Origin of the sequence: Enhygromyxa salina, from assembly GCF_002994615.1 — a bacterium.
Classification (GTDB): Bacteria; Myxococcota_A; Polyangia; order Nannocystales; family Nannocystaceae; genus Plesiocystis; species Plesiocystis salina_A.
The window spans coordinates 29,890-52,767 of record NZ_PVNK01000068.1; the positions used below are offsets into that span (position 1 = coordinate 29,890).

Annotated in this window: 21 protein-coding genes; 10 read left to right on the forward strand and 11 right to left on the reverse strand. The window is 69.8% G+C overall.

Annotation, left to right across the window (positions count from 1 at the left end; translation table 11 throughout):
* Nucleotides 1–45: 45 nt before the first annotated feature.
* Together ENSA5_RS06225 and ENSA5_RS06235 are read right to left on the reverse strand one after the other, a co-directional pair.
* Nucleotides 46–1,182, reverse strand: coding sequence for a hypothetical protein (locus ENSA5_RS06225; protein ID WP_181197432.1), 1,137 nt, complete (start codon nt 1,180–1,182; stop codon nt 46–48).
* A 106-nt stretch (nt 1,183–1,288) separates the two neighbouring features.
* A complete protein-coding gene (locus ENSA5_RS06235) occupies nt 1,289–2,722 on the reverse strand; it encodes an Ig-like domain-containing protein (protein ID WP_106390710.1) in 1,434 nt (477 codons plus the stop codon).
* Nucleotides 2,723–2,906: 184 nt separating this feature from the next.
* Here ENSA5_RS06235 and ENSA5_RS06240 point away from each other — a divergent pair, with 184 nt between their 5' ends.
* Nucleotides 2,907–4,523, forward strand: coding sequence for an NAD-dependent epimerase/dehydratase family protein (locus ENSA5_RS06240; RefSeq protein WP_181197433.1), 1,617 nt, complete (start codon nt 2,907–2,909; stop codon nt 4,521–4,523).
* 15 nt (nt 4,524–4,538) lie between these two features.
* Here the strand turns inward: ENSA5_RS06240 and ENSA5_RS06245 are convergent, their stop codons facing one another.
* Nucleotides 4,539–5,069: a hypothetical protein gene (locus ENSA5_RS06245; protein ID WP_106390712.1), complete on the reverse strand. Its 531-nt coding sequence runs from the start codon at nt 5,067–5,069 to the stop codon at nt 4,539–4,541.
* Between the two features lie 68 nt (nt 5,070–5,137).
* Complete coding sequence (locus ENSA5_RS06250) at nt 5,138–5,797, reverse strand: sterol desaturase family protein (protein ID WP_106390713.1); 660 nt, start codon at nt 5,795–5,797, stop codon at nt 5,138–5,140.
* 170 nt (nt 5,798–5,967) lie between these two features.
* On the opposite strand from ENSA5_RS06250, the gene ENSA5_RS06255 reads away from it, so the two are divergent.
* Complete coding sequence (locus ENSA5_RS06255; protein ID WP_106390714.1) at nt 5,968–8,766, forward strand: serine/threonine-protein kinase; 2,799 nt, start codon at nt 5,968–5,970, stop codon at nt 8,764–8,766.
* Between the two features lie 48 nt (nt 8,767–8,814).
* Nucleotides 8,815–8,988, forward strand: coding sequence for a hypothetical protein (locus ENSA5_RS37130; protein WP_181197434.1), 174 nt, complete (start codon nt 8,815–8,817; stop codon nt 8,986–8,988).
* 46 nt (nt 8,989–9,034) lie between these two features.
* On the opposite strand, the gene ENSA5_RS06260 is transcribed toward ENSA5_RS37130, so the two are convergent.
* Genes ENSA5_RS06260 through rpsB form a run of 5 tightly spaced genes read right to left on the reverse strand, consistent with a single transcriptional unit; the run spans nt 9,035 to nt 12,488 of the window.
* Nucleotides 9,035–9,544 carry a hypothetical protein gene (locus ENSA5_RS06260; protein WP_106390715.1) on the reverse strand — a complete coding sequence of 170 codons (510 nt, stop codon included), beginning with the start codon at nt 9,542–9,544 and terminating at the stop codon, nt 9,035–9,037.
* Nucleotides 9,544–10,113, reverse strand: a complete 570-nt coding sequence (gene frr / locus ENSA5_RS06265) for a ribosome recycling factor (protein WP_106390716.1) — start codon at nt 10,111–10,113, stop codon at nt 9,544–9,546. Before frr ends, ENSA5_RS06260 begins: the two co-directional genes overlap by 1 nt.
* Before the next feature lie 34 nt (nt 10,114–10,147).
* Nucleotides 10,148–10,888, reverse strand: a complete 741-nt coding sequence (gene pyrH, locus ENSA5_RS06270; protein WP_106390743.1) for a UMP kinase — start codon at nt 10,886–10,888, stop codon at nt 10,148–10,150.
* A gap of 26 nt (nt 10,889–10,914) precedes the next feature.
* Nucleotides 10,915–11,565, reverse strand: a complete 651-nt coding sequence (gene tsf, locus ENSA5_RS06275) for a translation elongation factor Ts (RefSeq protein ID WP_106390717.1) — start codon at nt 11,563–11,565, stop codon at nt 10,915–10,917.
* A gap of 23 nt (nt 11,566–11,588) precedes the next feature.
* On the reverse strand, nt 11,589–12,488 hold the full coding sequence (gene rpsB / locus ENSA5_RS06280; RefSeq protein ID WP_181197437.1) for a 30S ribosomal protein S2: 900 nt from the start codon (nt 12,486–12,488) through the stop codon (nt 11,589–11,591).
* Between the two features lie 339 nt (nt 12,489–12,827).
* Between rpsB and ENSA5_RS06285 the strand changes: the two genes are divergently transcribed.
* The 4 genes from ENSA5_RS06285 (at nt 12,828) to ENSA5_RS06295 (ending at nt 17,705) form a co-directional block, all read left to right on the forward strand.
* Nucleotides 12,828–13,328, forward strand: a complete 501-nt coding sequence (locus tag ENSA5_RS06285; protein ID WP_106390719.1) for a hypothetical protein — start codon at nt 12,828–12,830, stop codon at nt 13,326–13,328.
* 42 nt (nt 13,329–13,370) lie between these two features.
* Nucleotides 13,371–15,467: a tetratricopeptide repeat protein gene (locus tag ENSA5_RS06290; RefSeq protein WP_106390720.1), complete on the forward strand. Its 2,097-nt coding sequence runs from the start codon at nt 13,371–13,373 to the stop codon at nt 15,465–15,467.
* Nucleotides 15,457–15,582 carry a hypothetical protein gene (locus tag ENSA5_RS39105; protein WP_258182753.1) on the forward strand — a complete coding sequence of 42 codons (126 nt, stop codon included), beginning with the start codon at nt 15,457–15,459 and terminating at the stop codon, nt 15,580–15,582. The genes ENSA5_RS06290 and ENSA5_RS39105 overlap by 11 nt, the downstream gene beginning before the upstream one ends.
* 188 nt (nt 15,583–15,770) lie before the next feature.
* Entirely contained in the window at nt 15,771–17,705 is a 1,935-nt protein-coding gene (locus ENSA5_RS06295; protein WP_106390721.1) for a serine/threonine-protein kinase, read from the forward strand.
* A gap of 78 nt (nt 17,706–17,783) precedes the next feature.
* Here the strand turns inward: ENSA5_RS06295 and ENSA5_RS06300 are convergent, their stop codons facing one another.
* The gene (locus tag ENSA5_RS06300) at nt 17,784–18,257 is read right to left on the reverse strand and encodes a response regulator transcription factor (protein ID WP_258182758.1); all 474 of its coding nucleotides are present in this window, start codon (nt 18,255–18,257) and stop codon (nt 17,784–17,786) included.
* Nucleotides 18,258–18,449: 192 nt separating this feature from the next.
* On the opposite strand from ENSA5_RS06300, the gene tesB reads away from it, so the two are divergent.
* Complete coding sequence (gene tesB / locus ENSA5_RS06305; RefSeq protein ID WP_106390723.1) at nt 18,450–19,325, forward strand: acyl-CoA thioesterase II; 876 nt, start codon at nt 18,450–18,452, stop codon at nt 19,323–19,325.
* A 132-nt stretch (nt 19,326–19,457) separates the two neighbouring features.
* On the opposite strand, the gene ENSA5_RS06310 is transcribed toward tesB, so the two are convergent.
* Nucleotides 19,458–20,390, reverse strand: coding sequence for a C40 family peptidase (locus tag ENSA5_RS06310; protein ID WP_106390724.1), 933 nt, complete (start codon nt 20,388–20,390; stop codon nt 19,458–19,460).
* Nucleotides 20,391–20,446: 56 nt separating this feature from the next.
* On the opposite strand from ENSA5_RS06310, the gene gloB reads away from it, so the two are divergent.
* Both gloB and ENSA5_RS35670 read left to right on the forward strand, forming a co-directional pair.
* On the forward strand, nt 20,447–21,316 hold the full coding sequence (gene gloB / locus ENSA5_RS06315; RefSeq protein WP_106390725.1) for a hydroxyacylglutathione hydrolase: 870 nt from the start codon (nt 20,447–20,449) through the stop codon (nt 21,314–21,316).
* A gap of 237 nt (nt 21,317–21,553) precedes the next feature.
* On the forward strand, nt 21,554–22,519 hold the full coding sequence (locus tag ENSA5_RS35670) for an RpnC/YadD family protein (RefSeq protein WP_146155388.1): 966 nt from the start codon (nt 21,554–21,556) through the stop codon (nt 22,517–22,519).
* Nucleotides 22,520–22,878: the final 359 nt, after the last annotated feature.

Consider the following 22,878-nt stretch of genomic DNA (forward strand, 5'->3'; position numbering starts at 1 on the left):
AGTCTATGACACTGGCGCGTGCGCGCGGCGCTCGGTTGGCGCAGATCAGCCGACGGGCGGGATTTCGTCGCACTTGGCCGCGATGACGTCGGCGAGGGTGTCGGCGAGCAGGGCGTTCATCTCGGCGGCCGCGTCCGCGGGCGGGAGGTTGTCGTCGGGCAGCTGGGCGACCTGCGGGACCTCGCTCATGCCCTCGAGGAAGTCGTCGAGCGGGAGGTTGCCCTGGGCGTTGCACGGCGACTCGAGCAAGAAGCCGCCGCCGATCACACACTCGAGCCCGCCGCAGCCCTGCTTGGCGGCGGCGACCTTGTTGAGCATGGCCTGACCGCCGGACATGCCGTCGATCACGCTCGGGGTCTGGTCGGGCTCGTCTTGCATGAAGAACACGAGCAAGACCGCGCCCTCGTCGCGAACGAAGCCCGCGTTGGTCGCGTCGTTGGCCGGATCGAAGGCCCAGCCCGCGGGCGCGGTCGACATCTCGATGTTCGAGCCGCCCGTTCCGATCGCGGCCGCGTCGGAGAACCAGGTCTTGAGCGCCTCGGTCTGGGCCGCGTCGCCGATGTCGAAGGAGAAGTAGTACTGACCGCCGCCGGGGTCGAAGAGCCGACCCTGGGCGCCGTTCTTGCCCGTGTCTTGTTGGTCCGGCGTGATGTAGAAATTCTCGCTCGGCATCCCGTCGCCCGTGAAGGTGCACTCGCCGTTGGTGATGTTGGTGGTGCCCGATCCGGCGTAGCCCATCTCGGTGCTGGTCACGCCGACGTGGACGTTGGTGCCCTCGGGCAGGGCGGCGGAGAGGGTGTCGGCGAACTGCGGAAACGCGAGCCCGAGCGCGGCCTGGTAGCCGCCCATCGAGACCGAGTTGTCGATCACGAACAGTAGATCGACGTAGTCACAGTTCTCGTCGCTGGGGCCGTCGTCGACCCCAGTGTCGGGCGGGAGCGTGTCGAGCTTGACGCCGCCATCGCTGTCGCCGTCGCCGTCGCCGTCGCCGTCGCCGGGGTCGCCGTCACCGTCGCCCTCACCCGAGTCGCCGTCGCCGTCGCCGTCACCGCCCGTGCTCTCGATCCCGTCGGCCGACTCGATCCCGGTGCCGGTGAACAGGTTGCTGGGATCCTCGGTCGGCGCGCAGGCGAGCGCCGGGAGGAGGGCGAGGAGGGGCACGGGGGCTAGACGGTCACGCATGGAGGACTCCTAATTTCGCTCGACACCGAGCGCCGAGATTATCGACGAAATCTCAGTTGTTTGCTGAAGCCGAAGCGAGGGTCATGCGAACTACGCGATCTACTTGCTACGTCTGATCGCGGCGGCGCACGAGCGGCAACCCGAGCAGGAGCATGAGCATCCACGCTGGCTGGCGCGGGCCTTCGCTCGCGCAGGCGCAGCCCGAGTCGGCGTCGTCGAGGCCGAAGCCCGGGGGCAGACCGCCCGAGTCGCCGATGCCCGAGTCGCCGGAGTCGCCGCCCGTGTCGCCGCTCGTGTCGCCGCCCGAGTCGCCGCCCGTGTCGCCGCCCGAGTCGCCGCCGGAGTCGCCGTCCGTGTCGCCGCCGGAGTCGTCGCCCGAGTCCGCGCCGCCGTCTCCGGGCATGCCGCCCGCTTCGACGCTGATCCCGACGATGGGGCTCATCGCCGCGTTGTCCCACTCGTCGGCTGCGATGCAGTAGAGCTCGTAGTCGCCCTCGGGGATGTTGGTGACCTCCCACGAGTAGGGCTCGCTGGTCTTGGTCCCGCCCATCTGGGCGCCGTCGATCCACAGCTGGACCGAGCTGACCTCCTGGTCGTCGCTGGCCTCGCAGGTGATCGTGAAGTCGGCGCCGATCTCGAACACGTCGCCGTTGTAGGGGTAGCTGACGACCACGCTGGGCGGCTGATCATCGGGGTCGCTGGCCCCGAACATGCCGAGCAGCTCCTGGTAGGAGTTTTGCTGGCCGTCGGGGCAGTGCTGGGCATGCTGGGCGCCGCAGGTCATGCCGCCGACGACCCCGACGCAGGTGTCGGTGAAGCTCGGGTTCCCGCCCTGGCTGGTCGGGTTCATGATGTCGGAGCTGTCGCCGATGTGCTCGAGGCCGTAGGCGTGGGCGACCTCCTGGCTGATCGTCGTGGCCTGGACGTTGGCGCCGAGCGAGCCGCCGAGCTGGGTCGCGCTGTGGAACGCGAACACGACGTTGCTCGGGGTGTTGTTGTTGCAGTCGAGCGGGGCGATGCCGAGCACGCCGTTGCCGAAGGGGTGGTTGGCGGGCCCGGTCATGCACATGGTGTAGGGGCCGCTGCCCGGGCGGCTGTCGGTCACGACCGTGTTGAAGGGGGCCCAGTCCTGCTTGGTCGCGTCCATGACCGACTGGCGCTGGGCCGCGGTCCCGCCGTAGGACGGATACTGGCCCGAGAAGCCGTACTGACACGCGATCCACGACGAGTTGGCGACGGCGTCGTCGTTTCCGTTGCAGATCAGGTTCTCGCCGTCCATGTTGACGAAGATGTAGTTGGGCTCCGCGCTCGGGGTCGGCGGGGGGCCGCCGCCGTCGACGATCATGTGCGCGGGCATCGGGACCGAGAGGCGCGTGAGCTCGGACGGCTCGACCTCGCTCGGCTCGCCGAGCTGCGCCGCGCCCTCATCCGGTGGTGACCCGGCGAGGGCGTCGTCGGCCAGGAGAAACGCGAGGCCAATGACCCCGCTCGCGGCGACGAGCGCCGCGAGTCCGATGTGGCGGTGCAATTGACTCGACATGACCAACGACGCTCCAGATCTGCGAGGGCCAATCAAACCAGTCCTCTCCACTTGAGTACCAGCAGGAAGCCGTCCAGAGCAACAAGGATTGCCCCGTCGTGGGGAGACTGGGTTATCGACTGAAGATCTTGTAGACCACCATCCCGGATGTACCCGAGTCGCCGCAAAACAGAGACGCGCGCCATTGGTTAATGAGCGAAATGGCTCGGCGGCGATCGCCGTCGCGGGCGGGACGGGTTTCATCGGGCGCCATGTCGTCGCGCGCTTGCTCGCTGCGGGTCGCCGGGTCGTGGTCCTGGCTCGGGGTCGACGGCCGCTGCCCGCGATGATCGAGGCCGCCGAGCTGCGCCCCTGCGATCTCGGGGCCGAGATCAATGCCGAGCTGCTCGCCGATTGCGAGGTGGTGGTCAACCTCGTCGGGATCAAGCGCGAGACCGCGACGATGAGCTGGGAGCAGGCCCACGTCGAGCTGCCGACGCGGCTGGCCAACGCGGCCGCGCGCGCCAAGGTGGCGCGGATGATCCACGTGTCGGTCGCAGGCACCGAAGGCGCGAGCCCGAGCGCGGGGCCCTATCTCGACACCAAGGCCCGCGGTGAGCACCGTTTGGCGGGAGAGGCTCCGCTCGCGGTCACGATCTTGCGCCCGGGCGTGGTCTACGGCCGCGGCGACGACATGCTCCGCAACCTCGCCGACTCGATCCGCGCGGCCCCGGTGTTTCCGGCTCCGCGGGCCGGTCGAGCACAGGTCCAGCCGATCGCGGTCGAGGATGTGGCCGAGGCGGTCCTGCGCTGCATCGAGGGGCCGGCGACGCGCGGGCGCGCCTACGATCTCGTCGGCCCCGAGCGGCTCGAGCTGCGCGAGCTCGTGCGACGCGTGGCCGCGTCGGGGCCCGTCGGCCGTCGCTGCCTGGTCGCGCCCGCGCCCGCGTTCATGCAGCGCGCCGTCGCGGCGGTGCTCGAGCGCGTGTCCGAGGACCCGCTGATCACCCGCTCGCAGCTGAACCTGCTCGCGCACGGGGTCGTCGGGGATCCCGAGCCCGCCCGCGACGAGCTCGGGCTCGCGCCCCGGGTCCTCGACGACGCCGCGATCACCCACGCGCTCGCGGGCTTCGAGCCCCGGCTCCCGAGCGTGCGCCTGGTCCCCGACCCCGCCGCGGCGCGCAGCCTCGGCCTCGCGGCGCCGGGCGCGAGCACACCCGCCTGGATCTTCGCGAGCTTCGCCGTGATCGCCGTCGTCGCCTTGCTGCTCGGCCCGCGGCTGCCCGGATCGATCTGGCTGCGGATGGCCGCCCTCGAGCTCGGGCTCTCGGCCCTGGCCTTTGGGCTGCTGCGCCTGCGGTGGGTCGAGCTGTGGCGCCCGAGCCCGTCGGCGCTGGCCTGGGGCCTCGGGGCGGGGGTCTTCTTGTGGGCCGCGGCGTTTGGGGTCGCGGCGCTGGCGTCCGCGCTCGCGCCCGGGCTGTGGTCCGAGGCCAGCTCGCTCTACGCGTGGGCCGAGGAGCTGCCCCTCGCAACCTCGCTCGGCCTGCTGACCTTGATCGTGGCCGGCGAGGAGCTCGTGTGGCGCGGTGCGCTGGGCGTGGGCCTGGCCGCGAGGATCGGCGCGTGGCCGGCCGTGGCGGTCTCGGCCTCGCTGTTCACGCTCGCCCACCTGACGACCGGACCGCCCGTGCTCGCGCTCGCGGCCGCCCTCGCTGGCGGCGCGTGGGCGTGGCTGGCGATCCGTACCCGCTCGCTGTTCGCCTCGTTCGTCGCCCACCTGACGTGGGACGTGACGATGCTGTGGCTGACGCCGCTGACCTGAGACCCTGCTCCGATCTTACTCGGACAGGTGGCAGCTGAGGCAGCCGAATTCGCCCTTGCCCGTGGTCACGTCGGTCTCTTCGCCGAGGAGCTCGGCCATGGTCGGGAGCACCGTCGAGACCATGAACTTGGTCATCTCTTCGTCGAGATCCATGCCCGACTGGATCGGGTTGTCGGGGTTGAGCGGCGTGAGGTCGTTGGGCATCTCGAAGTCGACCTCTTTGTAGTCCTCGCCGTGGCAGTTGGCGCACTTGAGGCCCTCGATGCCCTGCTGCTCGAACGCGTCCTTCATCACCGGGAGGACCTCCGTGCCCATGAACGTGAGCTGGGCGTCGCGGTCCATCTCGGCCCAGGTCGCCGGCTTGGCGTCGGCCTCACCGGCCTCGTCGCCCTCGGGGGTCCCGCTGTCGGCGACGTCGCCGCCGGAGGTCGTCGCGGGGTCCTCGGTCGCGGGCTTGGGCTTGCTGCAGCCGAGGAAACCAAGGCTCGCGGTCAGCAACAGCGTGAGGGAGATCGTGAGGTTCGAGGGGAGGTTTCGCGTTCGCATGATCAGCTGGTGAGGTTCGAGGGGGTCCCTGTGGCTACCACGAAAGCCGCGTCGAGCGCGAGGGGCACTTACCTCTCCCAGGTACCAAACAGCCAGTCGGCGAGCGGAAGCGCGAAATTGAAGTTGGCCCGGCGCATCTTGGTCGGGTCGTGGTGGAGCCCGTGGTGTGAGCGCGCAAACCCGATCAGCGGCAGGCGGCCGAGCGCGCTGTCCTCGGGCATGTGCGCCGAGAGATGGGCCCACTCGTAGATCAGGTAGTAGGACACGATCGCGGCGTAAAAGAGCAGGGCGAGGTCGCGCCCGAGCAGCCAGTAGACGACCAGCGCCATCGGCACACCGATCAGCCCGACGAAGAAGAGCGAGAGCCAGGCCGGAAACAGCGTGGCCTGAAAATCGTCGCTGCTGTCGACGGCCATGACCTCGCGGGAGAAGAAGCGGTGGTGCTGGCTGGTGTGGCGGCGGTAGAGACGCCCGAAGCCGAACCCGAGGTGGTGCATCGGTCCGCGGTGGGCGGCGTACTCGATCAGGTTGGCCATCACCCACGCGCCGGGCACGATCAGCAGCTCGATCCAGCGGAAGGACTCGATCATGGCCAGCGCCGCGATGATCGCGGTCACGCAGATCGCGGTCAGCGTCGCGAGGTGCAGCCAGCCTCGGTAACCCGAGCCGACGACTTCGGCGCGGTAGTCTTCTCGGTAGGCGCGGACTCGGTCGGGTGTGAGGGCCACGGCTAAAGCGTAGCAGCCGCGCCGTCGATCGATTGGGGCATTTCGACCCAGTCAGGCTGGAGCTGGCGACCTGCGTGAGTTGGCGATCGCGCCTTTCAAAACTTTCATGACGGCTCGGCGAGCTTGGAGCACTACCACCAAGCCGGGCCGCTCGCGCTCGGTTTGGTCCCATGCACGCGTTGTCCTCGCAGTCGTACTCCAGCAGTGAGGTCGTCACCGAGATCGCCGGGGGTACCTCCTACGATGGCGAGACCCTCGGCAGCAGCACCTTGACCGAGCTGCGTGGGTCCGAGCTCGACCGGGCCGTCACGCCCGGGTCCGAGGTCGGCCGCTACGTGATCCTCGAGCGCCTCGGCGCGGGTGGCATGGGCGAGGTGTTCGCGGCCCGCGACACCGAGCTCGACCGGGACATCGCGCTCAAGCTGATCCGGACGCGAACTTCGGGCCGCGACGGCGCGGCGCGGCGCGAGTGTGAGCGCCTGCGGTCCGAGGCCCAGGCGCTGGCGCGCCTGTCTCACCCGAACGTCGTACAGGTGTTCGAGGTCGGCGATCACTGCGGTCGCACCTTCTTGGCGATGGAGCTCGTGCACGGCCCGACGCTCGGCGAGTGGACGCCTGGATCGCTCGCCGAGGCGGTCGAGGTCTACGCGCAGGCCGGGCGCGGGCTCGCGGCGGCCCACGCGGCCGGCCTCGCGCATCGGGACTTCAAGCCAGGCAACGCGCTGCTCGGCGCCGACGGTCGGGTTCGCGTGGTCGACTTTGGCCTCGCCGTCGCCAAGCACCTCGTCCACGAGGTCGCGTCGACCGTCGGTGACGACAGCGACGACGGCGACGACAGCGGCGACAGAGGTCCGCTGGGGTCGGGCTCCCTCGCGGGCCCCGGGACGCTGCCCTACATGGCTCCAGAGCAGGCGTTCATGGGCAAGGGCGGGGCCGCGGGCGACCAGTTCAGCTTCTGCGTCGCGCTGTTCGAGGCGGTCTACGGCGCCCGGCCCTTCCCGGCCGTGGGCGTGATGGAGCTGCTCTACAAGCTCGACACCTGCACGATCGAGTACCCGCCGAGTCCGCCCCCGGTGCCTCGGTGGTTGCGGCGAGTGCTGCAAAAGGGGCTCGCGCGCCGACCCGAAGACCGCTTCGAGAGCATGGACGCGCTGGTCGCCGAGCTGACCCGCGACCGTCGTCGCCTTTGGCGCCGCGCGACCTTCGCCGCGATCGTCGCCGGGGTCACGGCGCTGACGATGTCGATCGCGTCGGTCGGCGGTGAGGCCGAGCTCGCTGCGGAGGCGCCCGAGGCCGAGCTCGCCGGGGTCTGGGACGATCAGCGTCGCGCCCAGCTCTCGCTGGCCTTCGAGCGCGTCGAGGGTTCGTGGGCCGCGGGCAGCGAGGCCGCGGTCCTCGCCGGGCTCGATCACTGGTCGCAGCGCTGGTTGAGCGCGGCCCGAGATCGCCACGGGCTCGAAGATCCGCTCGCCGGTCGCGCGGTCACGATCTGTCTCGCGAGCCAGCGGACTCACGCGGGCGTGACGATCGACGCGTTGATCCACGGCGACGCGGTCTTGCTCGAGGGCGCCGTGGCGGCCGTCGACGCGCTGCCCGAGCCGGGCCGCTGCGCCGCCGCGCCCCGGGTCCTCGGTCCCGGCTCGCTCGCGCTCGTCGAGCCCGAGCGGCTGGTGTCCGAGCTGCGCGAGCTGGCCAGCGCCGCGGCCCAGCGCGGTCTGGGCCACTACGAGCTCGCTCGCGCGGGTGCCGACGCGGTCCTGCGCCGGGCGCCAGGCGGCGGGCCGGTCGAGCTCGCGGCCCTGCGCCAGCGGGGGCTCGCCGAGCTCGGCGCGGGTCGGCGACAGGCCGGGATCCGCGATCTCGTCGAGGCGACCACGCTGGCCGTGCGCAGCGGCGACCGCCGAACCGAGGCCGAGGTCTGGGTCGACCTCGCGTGGGCCAGCCGCGAGCTCGACAACCTCGCGCTGCGGCGCGAGCGGCTGGGCTACGCGCGGGCCCACGTCGAGGCGCTGCTCGCCGCGGGCGACTCGAGCGAGGCCGACCGCCACGCGCGGATGCTCGACTCCCGCGTCGTGCTGGCGACGGCCCTCGATCGCCTCGACGAGCCCACAGCTGCAGCTCACGAGGGCGAGGCCGAGGCGCTGCTGCTCGCCGGCCTCGACCAGCTCGAGGCGATCGACGCCGGCGACTCGACCCTCGCGATCGACTACCTCCACGCGCTCGCCCGGGCCCGCGACGAGGCCGGCTTGCTCGATCAGAGCGAGCTCGACTACCGCCGCGCCCTCGCCCGGGCCGAGCGGGTCCGCGGTCAGGATCATCCAACCAACGCGCGGCTGTGGTACGACGCCGCGGCTTCGGCCCACGAGCGCGGTGAGCTCGAGCTCGCCCGCGAGCGCTTCGGCCGGGCCCGAGACATCCGCCGCGCCGCGCTCGCCGTCGACCACCCCAAGCTCGCCCGCAGCGAGCTGGGCCTCGCCGAGCTCGAGTTCTCGGTTGGCGACTGGGCGGCCGCGCGGCGCCACGCCGAGCTCGCGCTCCACTCGTTTGAGCGCGCAGACGACGACAACCCTGCCGGACTCGCCGAGACCCTGCGTCTGCTCGGCCAGCTCGAGGCCCGCGAGTCTCGCTGGGGCGAAGCGGTGGGGGACTACGAGCGCGCGCTCGAGCTGATGACCCGGCCCGGGCTCCAGCGCTCGCTCGTCGAGCTCGAGCTCGGCAAGGCGCTCGCGGCCCTCGGTCAGCACGAGCGGGCCGTCGAGCTCATGGACGCCGCGCTGCCGCCGATCGCCGCGCGCCTCGGCGCGGCCCGCTGCGACCAGATGATCCCCAGCTACGAGCGCCACGCCGCGTCTGCGTCGAGCCTCGGCCGTGACGCGGCGGCCGTCGCGAGCCTCGAGGCGGCGCTCGCTTGCAGCGACAACCCCGAGACCCGCGCGCGGCTTCAGACCAGGCTGCAGCGCGAGGGCTAAACCGAAGAAACACCGCACCGACCGGGCGCGAGCCCAGGAGACACACACATGACCGCGACACGCACCACGACCACGACCTCGACCTCGACCACGACGACCACCACCTCCAGCGCGTCGGCGACCGAGGTCGCGTCCGGGACCGACTCGGACACGACCCGCGCCGACGAAGACGACGACGATCCCAACGGCGGGATCATCATCATCGGCCGCGACGGCCCCTGAGCGGGGCTGAGCGCGGCTGTGCGCCGCTGCCCGAGCTCAGGCGAGCTCAGGGCGCGCCGCCGCCGGAGTCCGAGGGCACGCACACGTTGGCGAGGCACTCCTCGCCCGAGGCACAGTCTTCGTTCGTGGCGCAGACCAGCGCGCACAGGCCGAAGTCTCCGAAGCAGACCTGCCCGTCAGGGCAGGGGTTTTGCTCGCTGCACGCGATCGTGCAGACCCCGGAGTCGCTGGGATCTTCGCCGGGGACCGCGAGCGACATGCACTCTTGCGGAGCCGGGCACACGTCCTCGGTGGTCGGGCAGACGCTCGAGCAGTAGCCGTTGAGGCAGACCGGCGCCTCCTGGCTGCACTCGGCGTCGTCCTCGCCGCCGCACGCCTGCTGGCACAGGCCGCTCGCGCACTGCTCGCCGACCCCGCACTCGCTGTCGCTGCTGCACTGAAAGCGAAAGGTCGAGGGCTGGGCCGACTCGATGAAGCAGCCGCTGGCGCCGAGGGTGAGGCCTCCGAGGGTGAGGCCGAGAGTAACGAGTGTGAAGGCGAGCCTACGCGTGCGCATCAGTCGTCCATGATCTCGGCTTCTTTTTGCCCGACTGCCGTGTCGATCTGCTTGGCGAAGGTGTCCGTCAGGTCCTGGACCTGGTCGAGGCCACGCTTGAGGGCGTCCTCGGACAGCTCCTTGTCTTTTTCGGCCTTCTTGAACGCGTCGTTGGCGGTCCGTCGGGCCTTGCGGATGGCGACCTTGGCGTCTTCGGCCGCGCGCCGGACCTCCTTGACGAGGTCCTTGCGCCGCTCTTCGGTCAGCGGCGGGATCGGGACCCGCAAGACGACGCCGTCGGAGCTCGGGTTGAGCCCGAGGCCGGCGTTCATGATCGCTTTTTCGACCGCGGAGATGTTGCCGGCGTCGAAGGGCTTGACGATCAGGAGCCGGGCGTCGGCGGCCGAGACCGTCGCGACGTCGCGCAGCTTCATCTGGCTGCCGTAGGCCTGGACGCGGACGCCGTCGAGCAGGCTCGGGCTCGCGCGGCCGGCTCGGACCCGAGACAGCGCGGTGCCGAACGAGTCGCGGGCTCCCTCCATGCCCTCCTCGGCGTCCATGAGTACTTGATCCTCGTCGAAATCAGCCATCGCCCTTACTCCTGATTTGCGCTCAGATTTGCGGTCAGCCTCGTGGCCACTTGTAGGCCTCGGGCGCGACGAGGGTGCCGAGCGTCTGACCGCAAACGACGCGCTCGATGTTGCCGGACGCGAGCATATCAAACACGACGATCGGCAGGTTGTTCTCCTTGCACAGCGAGATCGCGGTGCTGTCCATGACGTGGAGGCTGCGAGACAGGACCTGGAGGTAGTCGAGGCGGTCAAAGCGGACCGCGTCGCTGTGCTTCTCGGGGTCCTTGTCGTAGACGCCGTCGACCCGGGTGGCCTTGAGCAGGACCTGCGAGCCGACCTCCATCGCGCGGAGGGCCGCGGCCGTGTCGGTCGTGAAGAAGGGGTTGCCGGTCCCGGCCGCGAAGATGACCACGCGGCCCTTCTCGAGGTGACGGGTCGCGCGCCGCCGGATGTAGGGCTCGGCGACCTCCTTCATCTCGATTGCCGAGAGCACGCGGGTGTCCACGCCCATGCGCTCGAGCCCGTCTTGCAGGGCGATCGCGTTCATGACCGTGGCCATCATGCCCATGTAGTCGGCGCTGGCGCGGTCCATGCCCTTGGCCGAGGCCCTGACCCCGCGAAAAATATTGCCGCCGCCGATCACGACCGCGGTCTCGACCCCGAGCGTGACGACGGCTTTGATCTCTTCGGCGATCGTGTCGAGGATCGCCGGGTCGATGCCATAGCCGGCGTCGCCCTGGAGGGCTTCGCCGGATAGCTTGATGGTGACGCGCTGGAACCTGGCTTTGGACATGCTGGGCTCGGGCGTCATCGGTTGGCTCAGGAGGCGGCGACCTGCGCGGCGACCTCGGCCGCGAAGTTCTCTTGCTTCTTCTCGAGCCCTTCACCGAGCTCGAAGCGGACGAAGCGGCGAATCTTCACGTTCTCGCCGATCTTGGCGACGAGCTCGCGCTGGACGTCCTCGACGCTCTTCTTGTCGTCCTTGACGAACTTCTGCTCGAGCAGGACGGTCTCGGTGTAGTACTTGTTGATCTGACCGTCGACGATCTTGTCGACGATCTTCTCGGGCTTGCCGCTGTTGAGCGCGCGGGCCTTGAGGATCGCGCGCTCGGCCTCGACCTTGGCCGGATCGACCTCGTCGCGGCCGACGGCCTGGGGGTTCATGGCGGCGATCTGGAGGCAGACGTCGTGGCAGAAGTTCTGGAAGTCCTCGAGCTTGGCCACGAAGTCCGTCTCGCAGTTGACCTCGAGCAGCACGCCGACCCTGCCGCCGTGGATGTAGCTGACGACGGCGCCCTCGGTCGCGGCGCGACCGGCCTTCTTGGCGGCCTTCGACAGGCCCTTCTTGCGCAAGAACGCGACGGCTTTATCCATGTCGCCGTCGGTCTCTTTGAGCGCCTTCTTACAGTCGAGCATGCCCGCTTGCGTACGCTCGCGGAGCTCTTTGACCATTCCTGCGGTGACCTTCATCGTTGTCTCGCTTCTCGGCTGAACTAGTTGCTGGGCGTGGGGGGAGTGGGAGGCTCGGCGGCGGGCGCCGCTGCGGCCTCGGGTTCGGGGGAGGCCGCGGCCTCGGGCGTCGGCAGCTGGGTCCGGCGCGAGACGAGCTCGACCTTGGGCCCGTCGCCCCCGGTCGTGACGCGGATCGGCGCGGGCGCGGACTCGATGTCGGCCTCGGCCACGGCGCGCTGCTTGCCGAGCTTCATGCCCTCGGCGGCGGCGTCGGCCATCTTGCTGGTGATCAGCTTGATCGAGCGGATCGCGTCGTCGTTGCCCGGGATGATGTACTGGATCTTGCCCGGGTCGGCGTTGGTGTCGGCCAGCGCGATGACCGGGATCTTGAGGCGGTTGGCCTCGGCCACGGCGATGTGCTCTTTGGCCGGGTCGATCACGAAGATCGCGCCGGGGAGCTTGGGCATGTCCTTGATGCCGCCGAGGTTGCGCTCGAGCTTGGCGCGCTGGCGCTCGAGCTGGAGGACCTCTTTTTTGGTCAGCTTCTCGTAGGTGCCGTCCTCGGACATCTTCTCGATGTTGCGCAGCTTGTCGACGGACTGGCGGATGGTCTTCCAGTTGGTCAGCGTGCCGCCGAGCCAGCGGGTCACGACGTAGTACTGGCCGCAGCGCCTGGCCTCGTTGATCAGCACGTCCTGAGCCTGGCGCTTGGTCCCGACGAACATGATCGGGTGGCCCTCCGACGCGACCGAACGCACGTAGGCGTAGGTCCGTCGCATGAGCTTGGCGGTCTGCTGGAGGTCGACGATGTGGACGCCGTTGCGCGCGCCGAAGATGTACTGCTTCATCTTCGGGTTCCAGCGCTCGGTCCGGTGGCCGAAGTGGACGCCGCACTCGAGCAGCTGGCGGATCGTGATGATCCGCTTGGCTTCGTCCATCATCTGCACCCCGATGTCGTCGGACTTGGTCTTGGGCTTGGTCTCGGTCTCGGTTTCGGTCTCAGTCATTGTGTGTTCCTCGCGTTGGGCCTCTGCCCCCTTCGTCGGAGTTGCCGACTGACCGCGGCGTTCGAGTTGCCGGGGCCAGCACGCAGGCGCGTCCTCCAGGAGCATGGGGATTGGGTAAAAGGCGGCGGTTGGTACCACGGGCCGTGGAGGGCGTCCAGCACTGGTGAGGGGTCGGCGAGAGCTCCGGTGGGCGCGACTAGCGGAGGGGTGGGGATCGCGTGAGCCCGGCCACGTATAGTCTGCGCGTCGTCCAGCTGCTACGGTCGCTCCGCCATGAAGCGCTTGAGTACGATCCTCGCCGGGCTTGGCGCGCTGACGCTCGTGGGTAGCGGCTGCGCGGGGCTGGGCTCGCCGACCAGCTCGACCGCTCACCTGATCGATCTCGACCAGCCGCAGCTGCGGCAGTTTGCGGTCGCGAGCACGACCGACTTCGAGCGTGACGTGCGGCTCGAGACCGGCGAGCGCAAGAAGTTGACCCCGGCCCTGTTTGGGGTCGGCGTCGTCGCGGGCACGATCGGGGCCGTCGGTGGGGTCGCGTTCGGGGTCGCGGGCTTCGTGACTCGCAACCAGCTCAACAACGGCTACGGGGTCGACGGCCTCGATCTCGACGAGCGCGATCGCCTGGTCTCGCGGGGCGAGGCGTTCAACACCGCCGCCCTCAGCCTGACCGCGCTCGCGGTCGTTGGCTACGCCCTCGCGCTCGTGACCTACGGCGTCGACTGGAACCGCTGCGGCCCGCTCGCCCCCAAGAAACGCCACTGCGCCACCAACTGAGCCCGAGCGCCGGCCGTGGTGAAAGTCCGAGCGCCGCGATCGTTGCCATCTAGCAACGACGGCTCGCCGCTTCACCACGCCCGCAACGGTCCCGAGGCGGGCGCTCCGGTTCGCGTCCCGAAGCGGCGACCGTCCGCGCGACCCGAGGCCGGCGAGCCGCTCTCGTATCGCGCGCGCCTGCTCGGCCTGCTCGGGTTGATCGCGCTCGTACACGCGCCGCTGCTGCGCTACGGGCTGATCTACGACGACGGCTGGACCTTGCGCAGCAACGGCTTCTTGCGCCGAGGTCAGTTCGAGCTCGGCGTGCTGCTCTCGCCCGAGGCCGCCGCGCGCCACATCCCCGACGCGACCCGACCGACGCTGGTCGCCTTCGACGCCCTGAGCTTGCGGGTGCTCGGGCTCGAGCCCTGGGCCCACCACGGGCTGTCGATCGCGCTGCACCTGGGGGTGTGTGGGTTGCTCGCGCGCTTGCTCCGAGCGCTCGGGGTCGCCGAGGGGCCGCGGCTCGCGAGCGTGGCGTGCTTTGGCTTGCTGGCGATCCACGCCGAGGCGATCGCGGTGGTCTCGTTTCGCGAAGATCTGCTCGCCGCGGCGCTCGGGCTCGCGGCGATGATCGTGGCCGTGCGCGCGATCGAGGCCGCGCGCCTCGGGGCCGCGCTGGCGTGGGGCGGCGCGGCGCTGGGCCTGGAGGCGCTGGCCTGCGGCGCCAAGCTGTCTGCGGCCCCGCTCCCCGCGATCCTGCTCGCGCTCGCGTGGCTGCGACCGGGCCAGGGCTGCGCGCGCCTGGCTCGAGACCGCGGCCGCCTCGCCCTGGTCGTCGGCCTGCTCGGCGTCGGCGTGGCGCTGGCCCTGGCCCAGACCTGGATCGTCCACGGCGGCAGCCCCTACGGCGGCGACAACCCCCGGATCCTGGCCCACCGCATCGGGCTGGGGCCCGTGCTCGCGGCGTCGACCAAGATTCACGTCGGCTACCTGCAGCAGATCTTGATCCCGCTGGGCCTCTCGCCCGAGTACGTCGATCGTGGCGCCGGCTGGCTCGAGCCCGAGACGGTGCTCGCGAGCGCGACCCTCGTTGGCCTCGTGCTCGCCGCGATCGCGGTCCGGCGTCGGGCGCCGCTGGCGAGCTTCGCGGTGCTCGCCTGGCTGCTGGCCTGTGTGCCGACCAGCAACCTCGTCGGCCTGCCCAACATGCGCGCCGATCGCTTCATGTACCTGCCGAGCGTCCCGCTGTGCGTCGCGCTTGCGATCGCTTTGCTCGCGCTCGGGCGCCGCCTCGCCGACTACCTGCCGAAGCCCGCCGAGTCGGAGCTCGCGGGCCCCGATCTCTCTGCCGGCCTCCCGCTCGCCGTCTTCGTGTTGATGCAGGGATCATTCGGGCTCGCCGAGGCTCGGGTCTACGTGAGCAACACCACGCTCTGGCACGAGGCTGCTCGCCGGGCGCCCGAGTCTGCCCGCGCCCACGCCCTGCTCGGGCTCGAGCGCGTCGGCGAGGTTCGGCGCGGGGATCAGCTCGCGCCCAAGGTCGAGGCCGCGGCCGAAGATGCGTGTCGCCGGGCGCAGCGACTCGATCCGGTCTACGAGCTCCCGCAGCTGTGTCTCGGGTCACTCGCGATCGTGCGTAAAGATTGGGTCGCAGCCTACGAGCACCACGCGCGGGCGGTCGAGCTCAGCGTGGATCGCAACGATCGGCCGATCGCCGCGCTCGCCCAGCTGTCTCTCGATCTGCCCAGCGAGTGGTTCGACGCGCACCCGGAGCTGGGCGATCGACGCAGCCTCTCGATCGCCTGGCTCGAGCGCGGACTCAGCGCGTATCCCTACTCGCCCGAGCTCCACGCGGCCGCGGGACGGGTCTACCACCGCCTCGGCCAACCCGAGCGCGCCCTCGAGCTGTACCGCCGTGCAAGGTCGCTGCGGCCCGACCGTTGGGAGACGGTCGCCGCGGGGGTGGAACTCGCCCTCGATCTCGGCGATGCTGCTGCAGCCCACCGGACCTGGTGGTCCGAGGCCAAGGTGCTCGGGCGCGCCGACCCGGCCACCCGCAGCCGCCTGAGCCGGCGCCTCGCGGTCGCCCGCACCGACCCTCACTTCTCTCTGTTACACTCCCTCCTCGATCCTGGAGTCTTTCCTTATGAGCCGTAAGAAGTTCTACGCCCTGCTGGTCATCGCGGCCTTGTCCATCGCAATTGGCGGCGTCGCCTGCGGTGACACCATCGAAGATCTCGACAATCTCGACGAGACCTACGGCGCGACCTGAGCGGGCACGCGGTACTCGTAGCGCGTGCTCGAAGTTCGTTCCGGGTCATGCACGGCAGGGACTCCGGGCGCGCGGTACTCGTACCTGGCCGGACGGTTGGGACGAGGATTCACGTGGCGGGCCATCGGGCTCGCCTTCGTCGTTGAGCCTCCGTGGGCGGCCCGTCATCGGTGGTAGGCTTCGACCGCATGTCGAGGGAGGCCGAAGCGACAGCGAAGCTCGCTCCGTGCCCGCACTGCGGTGAGGTCCATGACCAGGACTCGCTGCGTTGTTCGTCCACGGACATGATGCTGCCGCTCGAGGGTCGGCGCCTCGACGGCAAGTTTCGCTTCTTGTCGGTCCTCGGCAGCGGCGGCATGGCGACCGTCTACCTCGCGGTCAACGAGCGCGTCGATCGTGAGGTCGCGATCAAGTTCTTGCGCCCCGAGGTCGGGCGCGAGCCCGAGGCCGTCGCCCGATTCCGCAGCGAGGCCAAGGCGGCCGGGCGCATCGGCAACAAGCACATCTGCGAGATCCTCGACCTCGGCGACTCGCCGATCGGCCCCTACATCGTGATGGAGCGCCTGCGGGGCATCGATCTGGCCGCGCTGATCGCCCGTCAGGGTCGGCTCGCGCCGGGCTACGCCGTCCGCGTGGTCCGCCACGCGCTCGAGGGCCTCGTCGCCGCCCACGCGGCTGGGATCGTCCACCGCGACCTCAAGCCCGGCAACATCTTTCTCCATCAGACCGACGACGGCGACACGATCGTGAAGCTCATGGACTTCGGCGTGTCGAAATTTCTCGATGGCACGGGGGAGGCCAAGACCGCCAGCGGGATCTTGCTCGGGACGCCGGAGTACATGGCGCCCGAGCAGCTCGAGGGCGCCCACAAGCTCGGCCCCGCGGGCGACATCTGGGCCATGGGCGCGATCTTGTATCGGGCGATCAGCGGCCACCAGGTGTTCTCGGGCCCGAACCTCGCGGCGGTCATAAAGTCGATGGCCCTCGACGAGGTCACGCCGCTGTCGCGCCTGGTCGAGGGCGTGCCGCCAGAGCTCGAGGCCGTCATCCACCGCTGCCTCCAGCGTGACATCGCGGCCCGCTACGACAGCTGCGAGGCGCTCTCGGCCGAGCTCGCGCCCTTCGAGGAGCTCGACGTCGAGGTCGTCCCGCTCGTGCAGCCCCCGACGAATTTGCCGACCTCCTCGGCGCCGCTCGACGGGGACGGCTCGTCGGCGGGCGCGTCGGGACCGGGTCTCGGCGGTGAGCTCGACCGCGACCTCGGCCAGGACCTCGGTCGAGATCTCAGCGCAGACGCCGGGTCGCGCGAGCCGCAGACCGAGGTCTGGAAGGAGCGCGGCCGCCAGGAGTCGCTGCCCGAAGCGTCCGCCGCGTCCTCCGCACCCGCCGCATCCGCCGATGATGGCAAGCCGGGCGTGAAGATCGTGGTCGGGGTGGTGCTCGCGGCCGCGCTCGCCTTCGGCCTGTTTCGCCTGTGGCAGGCGCAGAGTCAGACCACGGCAGCGCCGACCCCCGAGCCGGTCGTCGCGGGTCAGGGCCCGTCCGCGACCGAGACCGGCAAGACGCCCCTCGAGCTCGCGGGCACAGGGGAGACCGGCGCCAGCGAAGGCACCCAGGTCGGCGAGCTGGTCGACGAGGGCGAGCTGGTCGACGAGGGCGAGCTGGTCGACGAGGGCGAGCTGGTCGACGAGGGCGAGCTGGCCGACGAGGGCGAGCTGGTCGACGAGGGCGAGCTGGTCGACGAAGACAGCGGCGAAGCTGAGCGCGAGAGCGACGGGGGTGCCTGGGTCGCGGGCACCGAGCGCCCGCCGCCGACGGGGACCTTCCGCGCCGACGCTTACATCGCGCCCAACACGCCGTCGAGCAACACCGACCTCGCGGGCGCCAAGAGTCACTGCGCGGCGCTGGCCGCCCAGGCCTTCGCGGGTGAGACGGGCTGGAAGCTGGCCAACCCCGCGCAGCTGGGCAAGTTCATCGGCAACAAGAAGGTCAAGCGCGGTCGCTACTGGACCACCGCGCTCAACAAGGGTCGCGCGTGGACCTACGCGATGCCGAGCGGCAAGAAGAGCTCGGAGGAGGCCAGCCGCAAGATCGCCCGGCCGCTGTGCGTGACCAAGTACTGAGCTGTGAGTCCGGCTCGAGGGGGTGGCGCTAGCCCTAAATCGAGCGCTGAATTGAAAAAGCTGAATGATTTAGGGTTGCTAGCGCGGATTCGTCAGCGATTCGATCATTGCGTTGAGCGGACGCAATTGCAGCGGCTTGGTCATGTAGCCATTTGCACCCAGCGCGACGGCGCGATCGCGGTCGGCGAGCGAGGGCTCGGAGCTCAACATCAGCACGGGAGCGCTGGCATGGACAGCATCGTGACGCAGGTGGCGCAGCAGCGAGAAGCCGTCGACCATCGGTGTATCGACGTCGAGCACGACCAGGTCGAAGCGCTTGCCCCGAACCAGCTCCAGCCCCGCGTAGCCGTTGGTCGCGACGGTGCACTCGAAGCCCTTGGCCTCCAGCGCGCGCATGACGCGATCTGCGATGAAGCGGCAGTCGTCGACGATGAGCGCCCGCGGCAGCGGATCCATCTGCACCGCCTCTGAACCCACACCAGGTGCGGCCATGGGAACAGGCGCAGAGCGCGGGCGAAGGAGGATCGGGACTGGAATCGAACTGTTCATCATGGCCACCCCGTTCATAGTGTCCTAAAGACCAATTATTAGGTCAAGTATTTTAGGTAATCCAAATTGCAAAATAGATTGTATTTAAAATTACGGCACGGAGGCATTTGCGGCTAAAACGCGCCTGTGTTGCACGTTACGGGGCGAAGAGCTCGGCTGGTCGGTGTGGGTTTGGCCGCACATACTCTCGCGTGAATGAGCCAGGTCCTAGATGAACTCGTCGAGCTGCTCACGCTCGAGCAGATCGAAGTCAACCTCTTTCGCGGCCAGTCGCAGGATCTCGGCTGGGGCACGGTCTACGGCGGCCAGGTGCTCGGGCAGGCGCTGTCTGCCGCGGTCCAGACCGTGCCCGAGGAGCGCGCCGTGCATTCGCTGCATGGCTATTTCTTGCGCCCGGGCGCCGTCGATCGGCCGATCGTCTACGAGGTCGATCGGATCCGCGACGGGCGTTCGTTCACGACCCGGCGTGTCGTGGCGATCCAAAACGGTCGGGCGATCTTCAACCTCGCGGCCTCGTTTCAGGTCGACGAGCCGGGCTTCGCTCATCAAGACGCGATGCCCGAGGCGCCCGCGCCCGAGGGCGTCCCGACCGAGCAAGAGCTGGCCCGCGCCTACGCCGACAAGCTGCCCGAGTTCATCCGCGCCCAGGCGCTCGGCCAGCGCCCCTTCGAGATCCGCCCGATCGAGGATCCGAGCGACCCCTTCGAGCCCGAGCCCCGCGAAGCTCAGCGGATGTTCTGGCTCAAGGCCACGGGCACGCTGCCCGATGATCCTGCGCTCCACCGCTACCTGCTCGCGTATGCCTCGGACTTCTCCTTTCTGACCACGGCGATGCTGCCCCACGGCGTCTCGTGGCTGTCGCCGGGCATGCAGGTCGCGAGCGTGGACCACGCGATGTGGTTTCACGAGGACGTGCGCGTCGACGAGTGGCTGCTGCACGTGGTCGACAGCCCCAAGGCGCACGGGGCCCGAGGGTTGGTCCGCGGGCGGGTGTTCACCCACGATGGGCGGCTGGTGGCCTCGACGGTCCAGGAGGGGTTGATCCGGCGGCGCGACCCGGCGTCTCGGTAAGGCGGGAGCTGGGGCAGCTATCGAGAGCGGTCTCAACGACGGGGGCGCGCTGCCGGTCGTGATGGTGTTCGCCGCGGTCGCGGTCGCGGCCGGCCACGCGCATCGATCACGCTCGCATCGCAAGCTGAGCCGTCAGTCCGGGCGTCGCCGCGGGAGCTCGACGTGCGCGCGCCCAGCCTGGCCAAGCGCCCACGAGACGAGGCGCTCGATCGAGACCCTGTGCAGCCACTGCGCGTCGAGCTGAAACTCGACCTGCGGCTCCTCGATGACCGCCGCGCGCGAGCGCGAGGCGTGGATGATCGTGCCGCTGTCGCCGACGATGCCCACGTGGAGGCGCTGCATGGCCCGCGAATGGATGAAGATCAGCTCGCCAGGCTCGCCCTCGGCGGTCCCGCAGGGCTGGCCCCCGTCGCCGACCGCGAGCTGATCATGGGAATTGCGCGGCAGCAGCAGGCCGAGGGCGCGCTCGTAGGCTCGCTGGACGAGCGCCGAGCAGTCGATCCGGCGGGGACTGGCGCCGCCGAGCAAGTAGGGGGTGTCGAGGTAGGTCCGCGCCGCCGCGCAGATCTCGAGCCCGGCCGCGGCGCGGGTCCGCGGCGACTGCAGCGGCCGCGCGGGCCCGGCTTCACCGAGGAGCCCGCTCGCCCAACCGACGGTCCCGTCACGCGCGCGCAGGAGCATCCCGGGCCCGTCGTGGGCGAGGTGGCCGACCGGTCCATCCGCGGGCTCGAGCTCCGTGGCCAGCGAGCGCCGCGGCTGGGACGGGTGCTGGGCCCACAGCTCGAGGCCGACGCGCGGGACCGCGTACCACTCGCGGACGCGCATCGGATGCAGCCGCAGGTCGAGCTCCATGTCGTCGAGGAGCATGGGAGTGAGCGCCTCGACGATCCGCCCGCGGAGGCTGGGGACCGCGATCTCACCGCTGACGATCAGCGCGGGGCGGAGGGGTTCGAGCTCGAGCTCGAGCTCCATGTGGGTCCAGCCGTAGCGCTCGCGGAGGCGCCCGCGCAGCGCATCGAGGCGCTCGCGGATCGCTCGGAGGTAGACCGCGAGGCGCTCGTCCACGGGCGCAGCCTACCTCTCGCGTGTGGCGCTGTCAGAACGAGTTATCCTGGCCGCTGATGCAGCACGTCGTGAGCTCCCCCAAGCCGCCCTTCGCGGCCATGTCTGGCGCCGCCGAGGTCCATCAGGTGCCCGTGTGGCGCGACAACTTCTCGTGGATCCTCGTGTGCATGCAAACCGGAGAGGCGGCGGTCGTCGATGGGGCCGAGGCCAAGCCCGTGCTCGACTACGTCGCCGCGCACGATCTGAACCTGACCACGATCCTGACGACTCACACCCACCCGGATCACATCGGCCTCCACCGCGAGCTCGATCGACAGGGCAAGCTCGCGGCGCTGCGGGTCGTCGGCAACCGTGACCTCGCTGGCGTGATCCCCGGTCTCACGCAGGGCGTCGGCGAGGGCGACTCGGTCTCGCTCGGGCAGCTGCGCGGCCGGGTGATGCTGACCGAGGGCCACCTCGACGGTCACATCAGCTACTCCTTCGACGATGTCCTGTTTTGCGGCGACACCTTGTTTGGCGCCGGGTGCGGCTATCTGTTCGACGGGCCCCCGGCCAAGATGCAGGCCAGCCTCGCGCGCTTCTCGAAGCTCGACGGTCACGTCCGGGTCTGCTGCGCGCACGAGTACACCGAGGACAACCTGCGCTTCGCGTGGTCCGTCGAGCCCGACAACGAGGCCCTCGCCGCCCGGATTCGCGCGGTCTGGGCCCTGCGCGCGCGGGGGGAGTCCTCGGTGCCCTCGACGATCGCCGACGAGCTGGCGACCAACCCCTTCATGCGTTGGAGCTCGGACACGATCAAGGCGAGCGTTCACGCCGCGCTCCCCGACGAGCCCCTCGACACCCCGGCGCAGGTGTTCGCGGCCACGCGCAAGCTCAAGGACCTCAAGCACTACAAGCGCGCGGACGACTCGGCGTTGCCGAGCTAGCCTTAAAGGGGCCTTTCAAAAAGGCCCCTCGCTGCGGCGGCGAAGCCCCCTCCGCTCAGCCCAAACGCTCGCCTTGCGGCGAGTAGCCGTCTTGAAGGGGCCTTTCAAAAAGGCCCCTCGCTGCGGCGGCGAAGCCCCCTCCGCTCACCCCAAACGCTCGCCTTGCGGCGAGTAGCCGTCTTCAAAAAAAATGCGAAGGCGCTGCAACAGCGATCTGCGTGGGCCGACAACGCAGACGTGCCGGGCACGCTTCACCAGGGGGTCCTCTCTTTGTTCCGGGATGATCCCTGGCTCGGCTTTGATCTGCTCCAGATCGACCGGCCCGTAATTGGGACACCCGTCGACCGCCGGGGCGAGATCGACCGCGACGCCAAGCAGCACCTCCGGATCAAGTCGCGCTACCCGGACCTCGTCCTCGTGCATCAAGTCGAAGGGCAGCCCGCTGCCGGCATCGTGATCTGCGTCGAAGCCCAAAAAGACCCAAATTTGCGCAAGCGCTGGCGAATTCCCAGCTACCAGGCCAGCTTGGCGGAGGACTACGAGCTCCAGACCTGGGTGTTCGTCGTGTCGTTCTCGTCGAGGATGTCCGAGGCATTGAAAGCCTGGAGCCTCGGTTCGCCGCCCCGGGTCGACGCGCAGGTGCTCGATGTCGACACGGTGCCGCGGGTCGCGTCGCTCGAGCAGGCGCTGAAGCGGCCCACGGCAGCTGTGCTGGCTGCGATCCTGCACGGATACGAGGGCGACCTCGAAGCCGCGCGGCTCGGCGTTCGAGCTTGCCGGGAGCTTTCCGAGAAACAGCGACGGCGCTACACTGCAACCATTCTCGCGGCGCTGCCCGAGCGCGAGCGGGAGATCCTGATGGGAGAGCTACCCGTGGAAGAACAAGATGAGCTGTGGGAGATCGAGCGAGAGAGCGGAACCTACAAGGTCGGGCTTCGCGCCGGACTCGAGCGAGGGCGGAGCGAGGGCCTCGAGCGAGGGCGGAGCGAGGGTCTCGAGCGAGGGCGGAGCGAGGGTCTCGAGCGAGGGCGGCGGGTGACCTTGGTCGAGATGATCCTGGCGATCCTCGAGGTTCGAGGTGTCCCGCAAGATCCCGCCAGCGAGGCAAGGATCCGGGGCTGCGAGGAGCTGCCAACCCTGCAGACCTGGGCCCGGCGTGCCCGTGAGGTGGCGCGGGCGTCCGAGCTGTTCGATGAGGCGTAAACCAGGGGGGGCGGCTGATGAAGGCCGGCCAAACTACCCGGGTCTAGCCTGGGCCGCCGCGGGTCGGCAGCTCTGCAGCTCGGCGCCGCGGCCACCCACGAGTGTGCCCTAACCCACCGTTGCCAAGACCAGCCAGATCGCGCCAACGACGATCGCCACAATCGAGGCCCCGACCAACACCCACCGGCGCACCCGCTCGCGCGAGCCGGGCAAAACGCTCGCCTGTCGGCGAGTAGCCGTCTTGAAGGGGCCGTTCAAAAAGGCCCCTCGCTGCGGCGGCGAAGCCCCCTCCGCTCACCCCAAACGCTCGCCTTGTGGCGAGTAGCCGTCTTCAAAAAAAATGCGAAGGCGCTGCAACA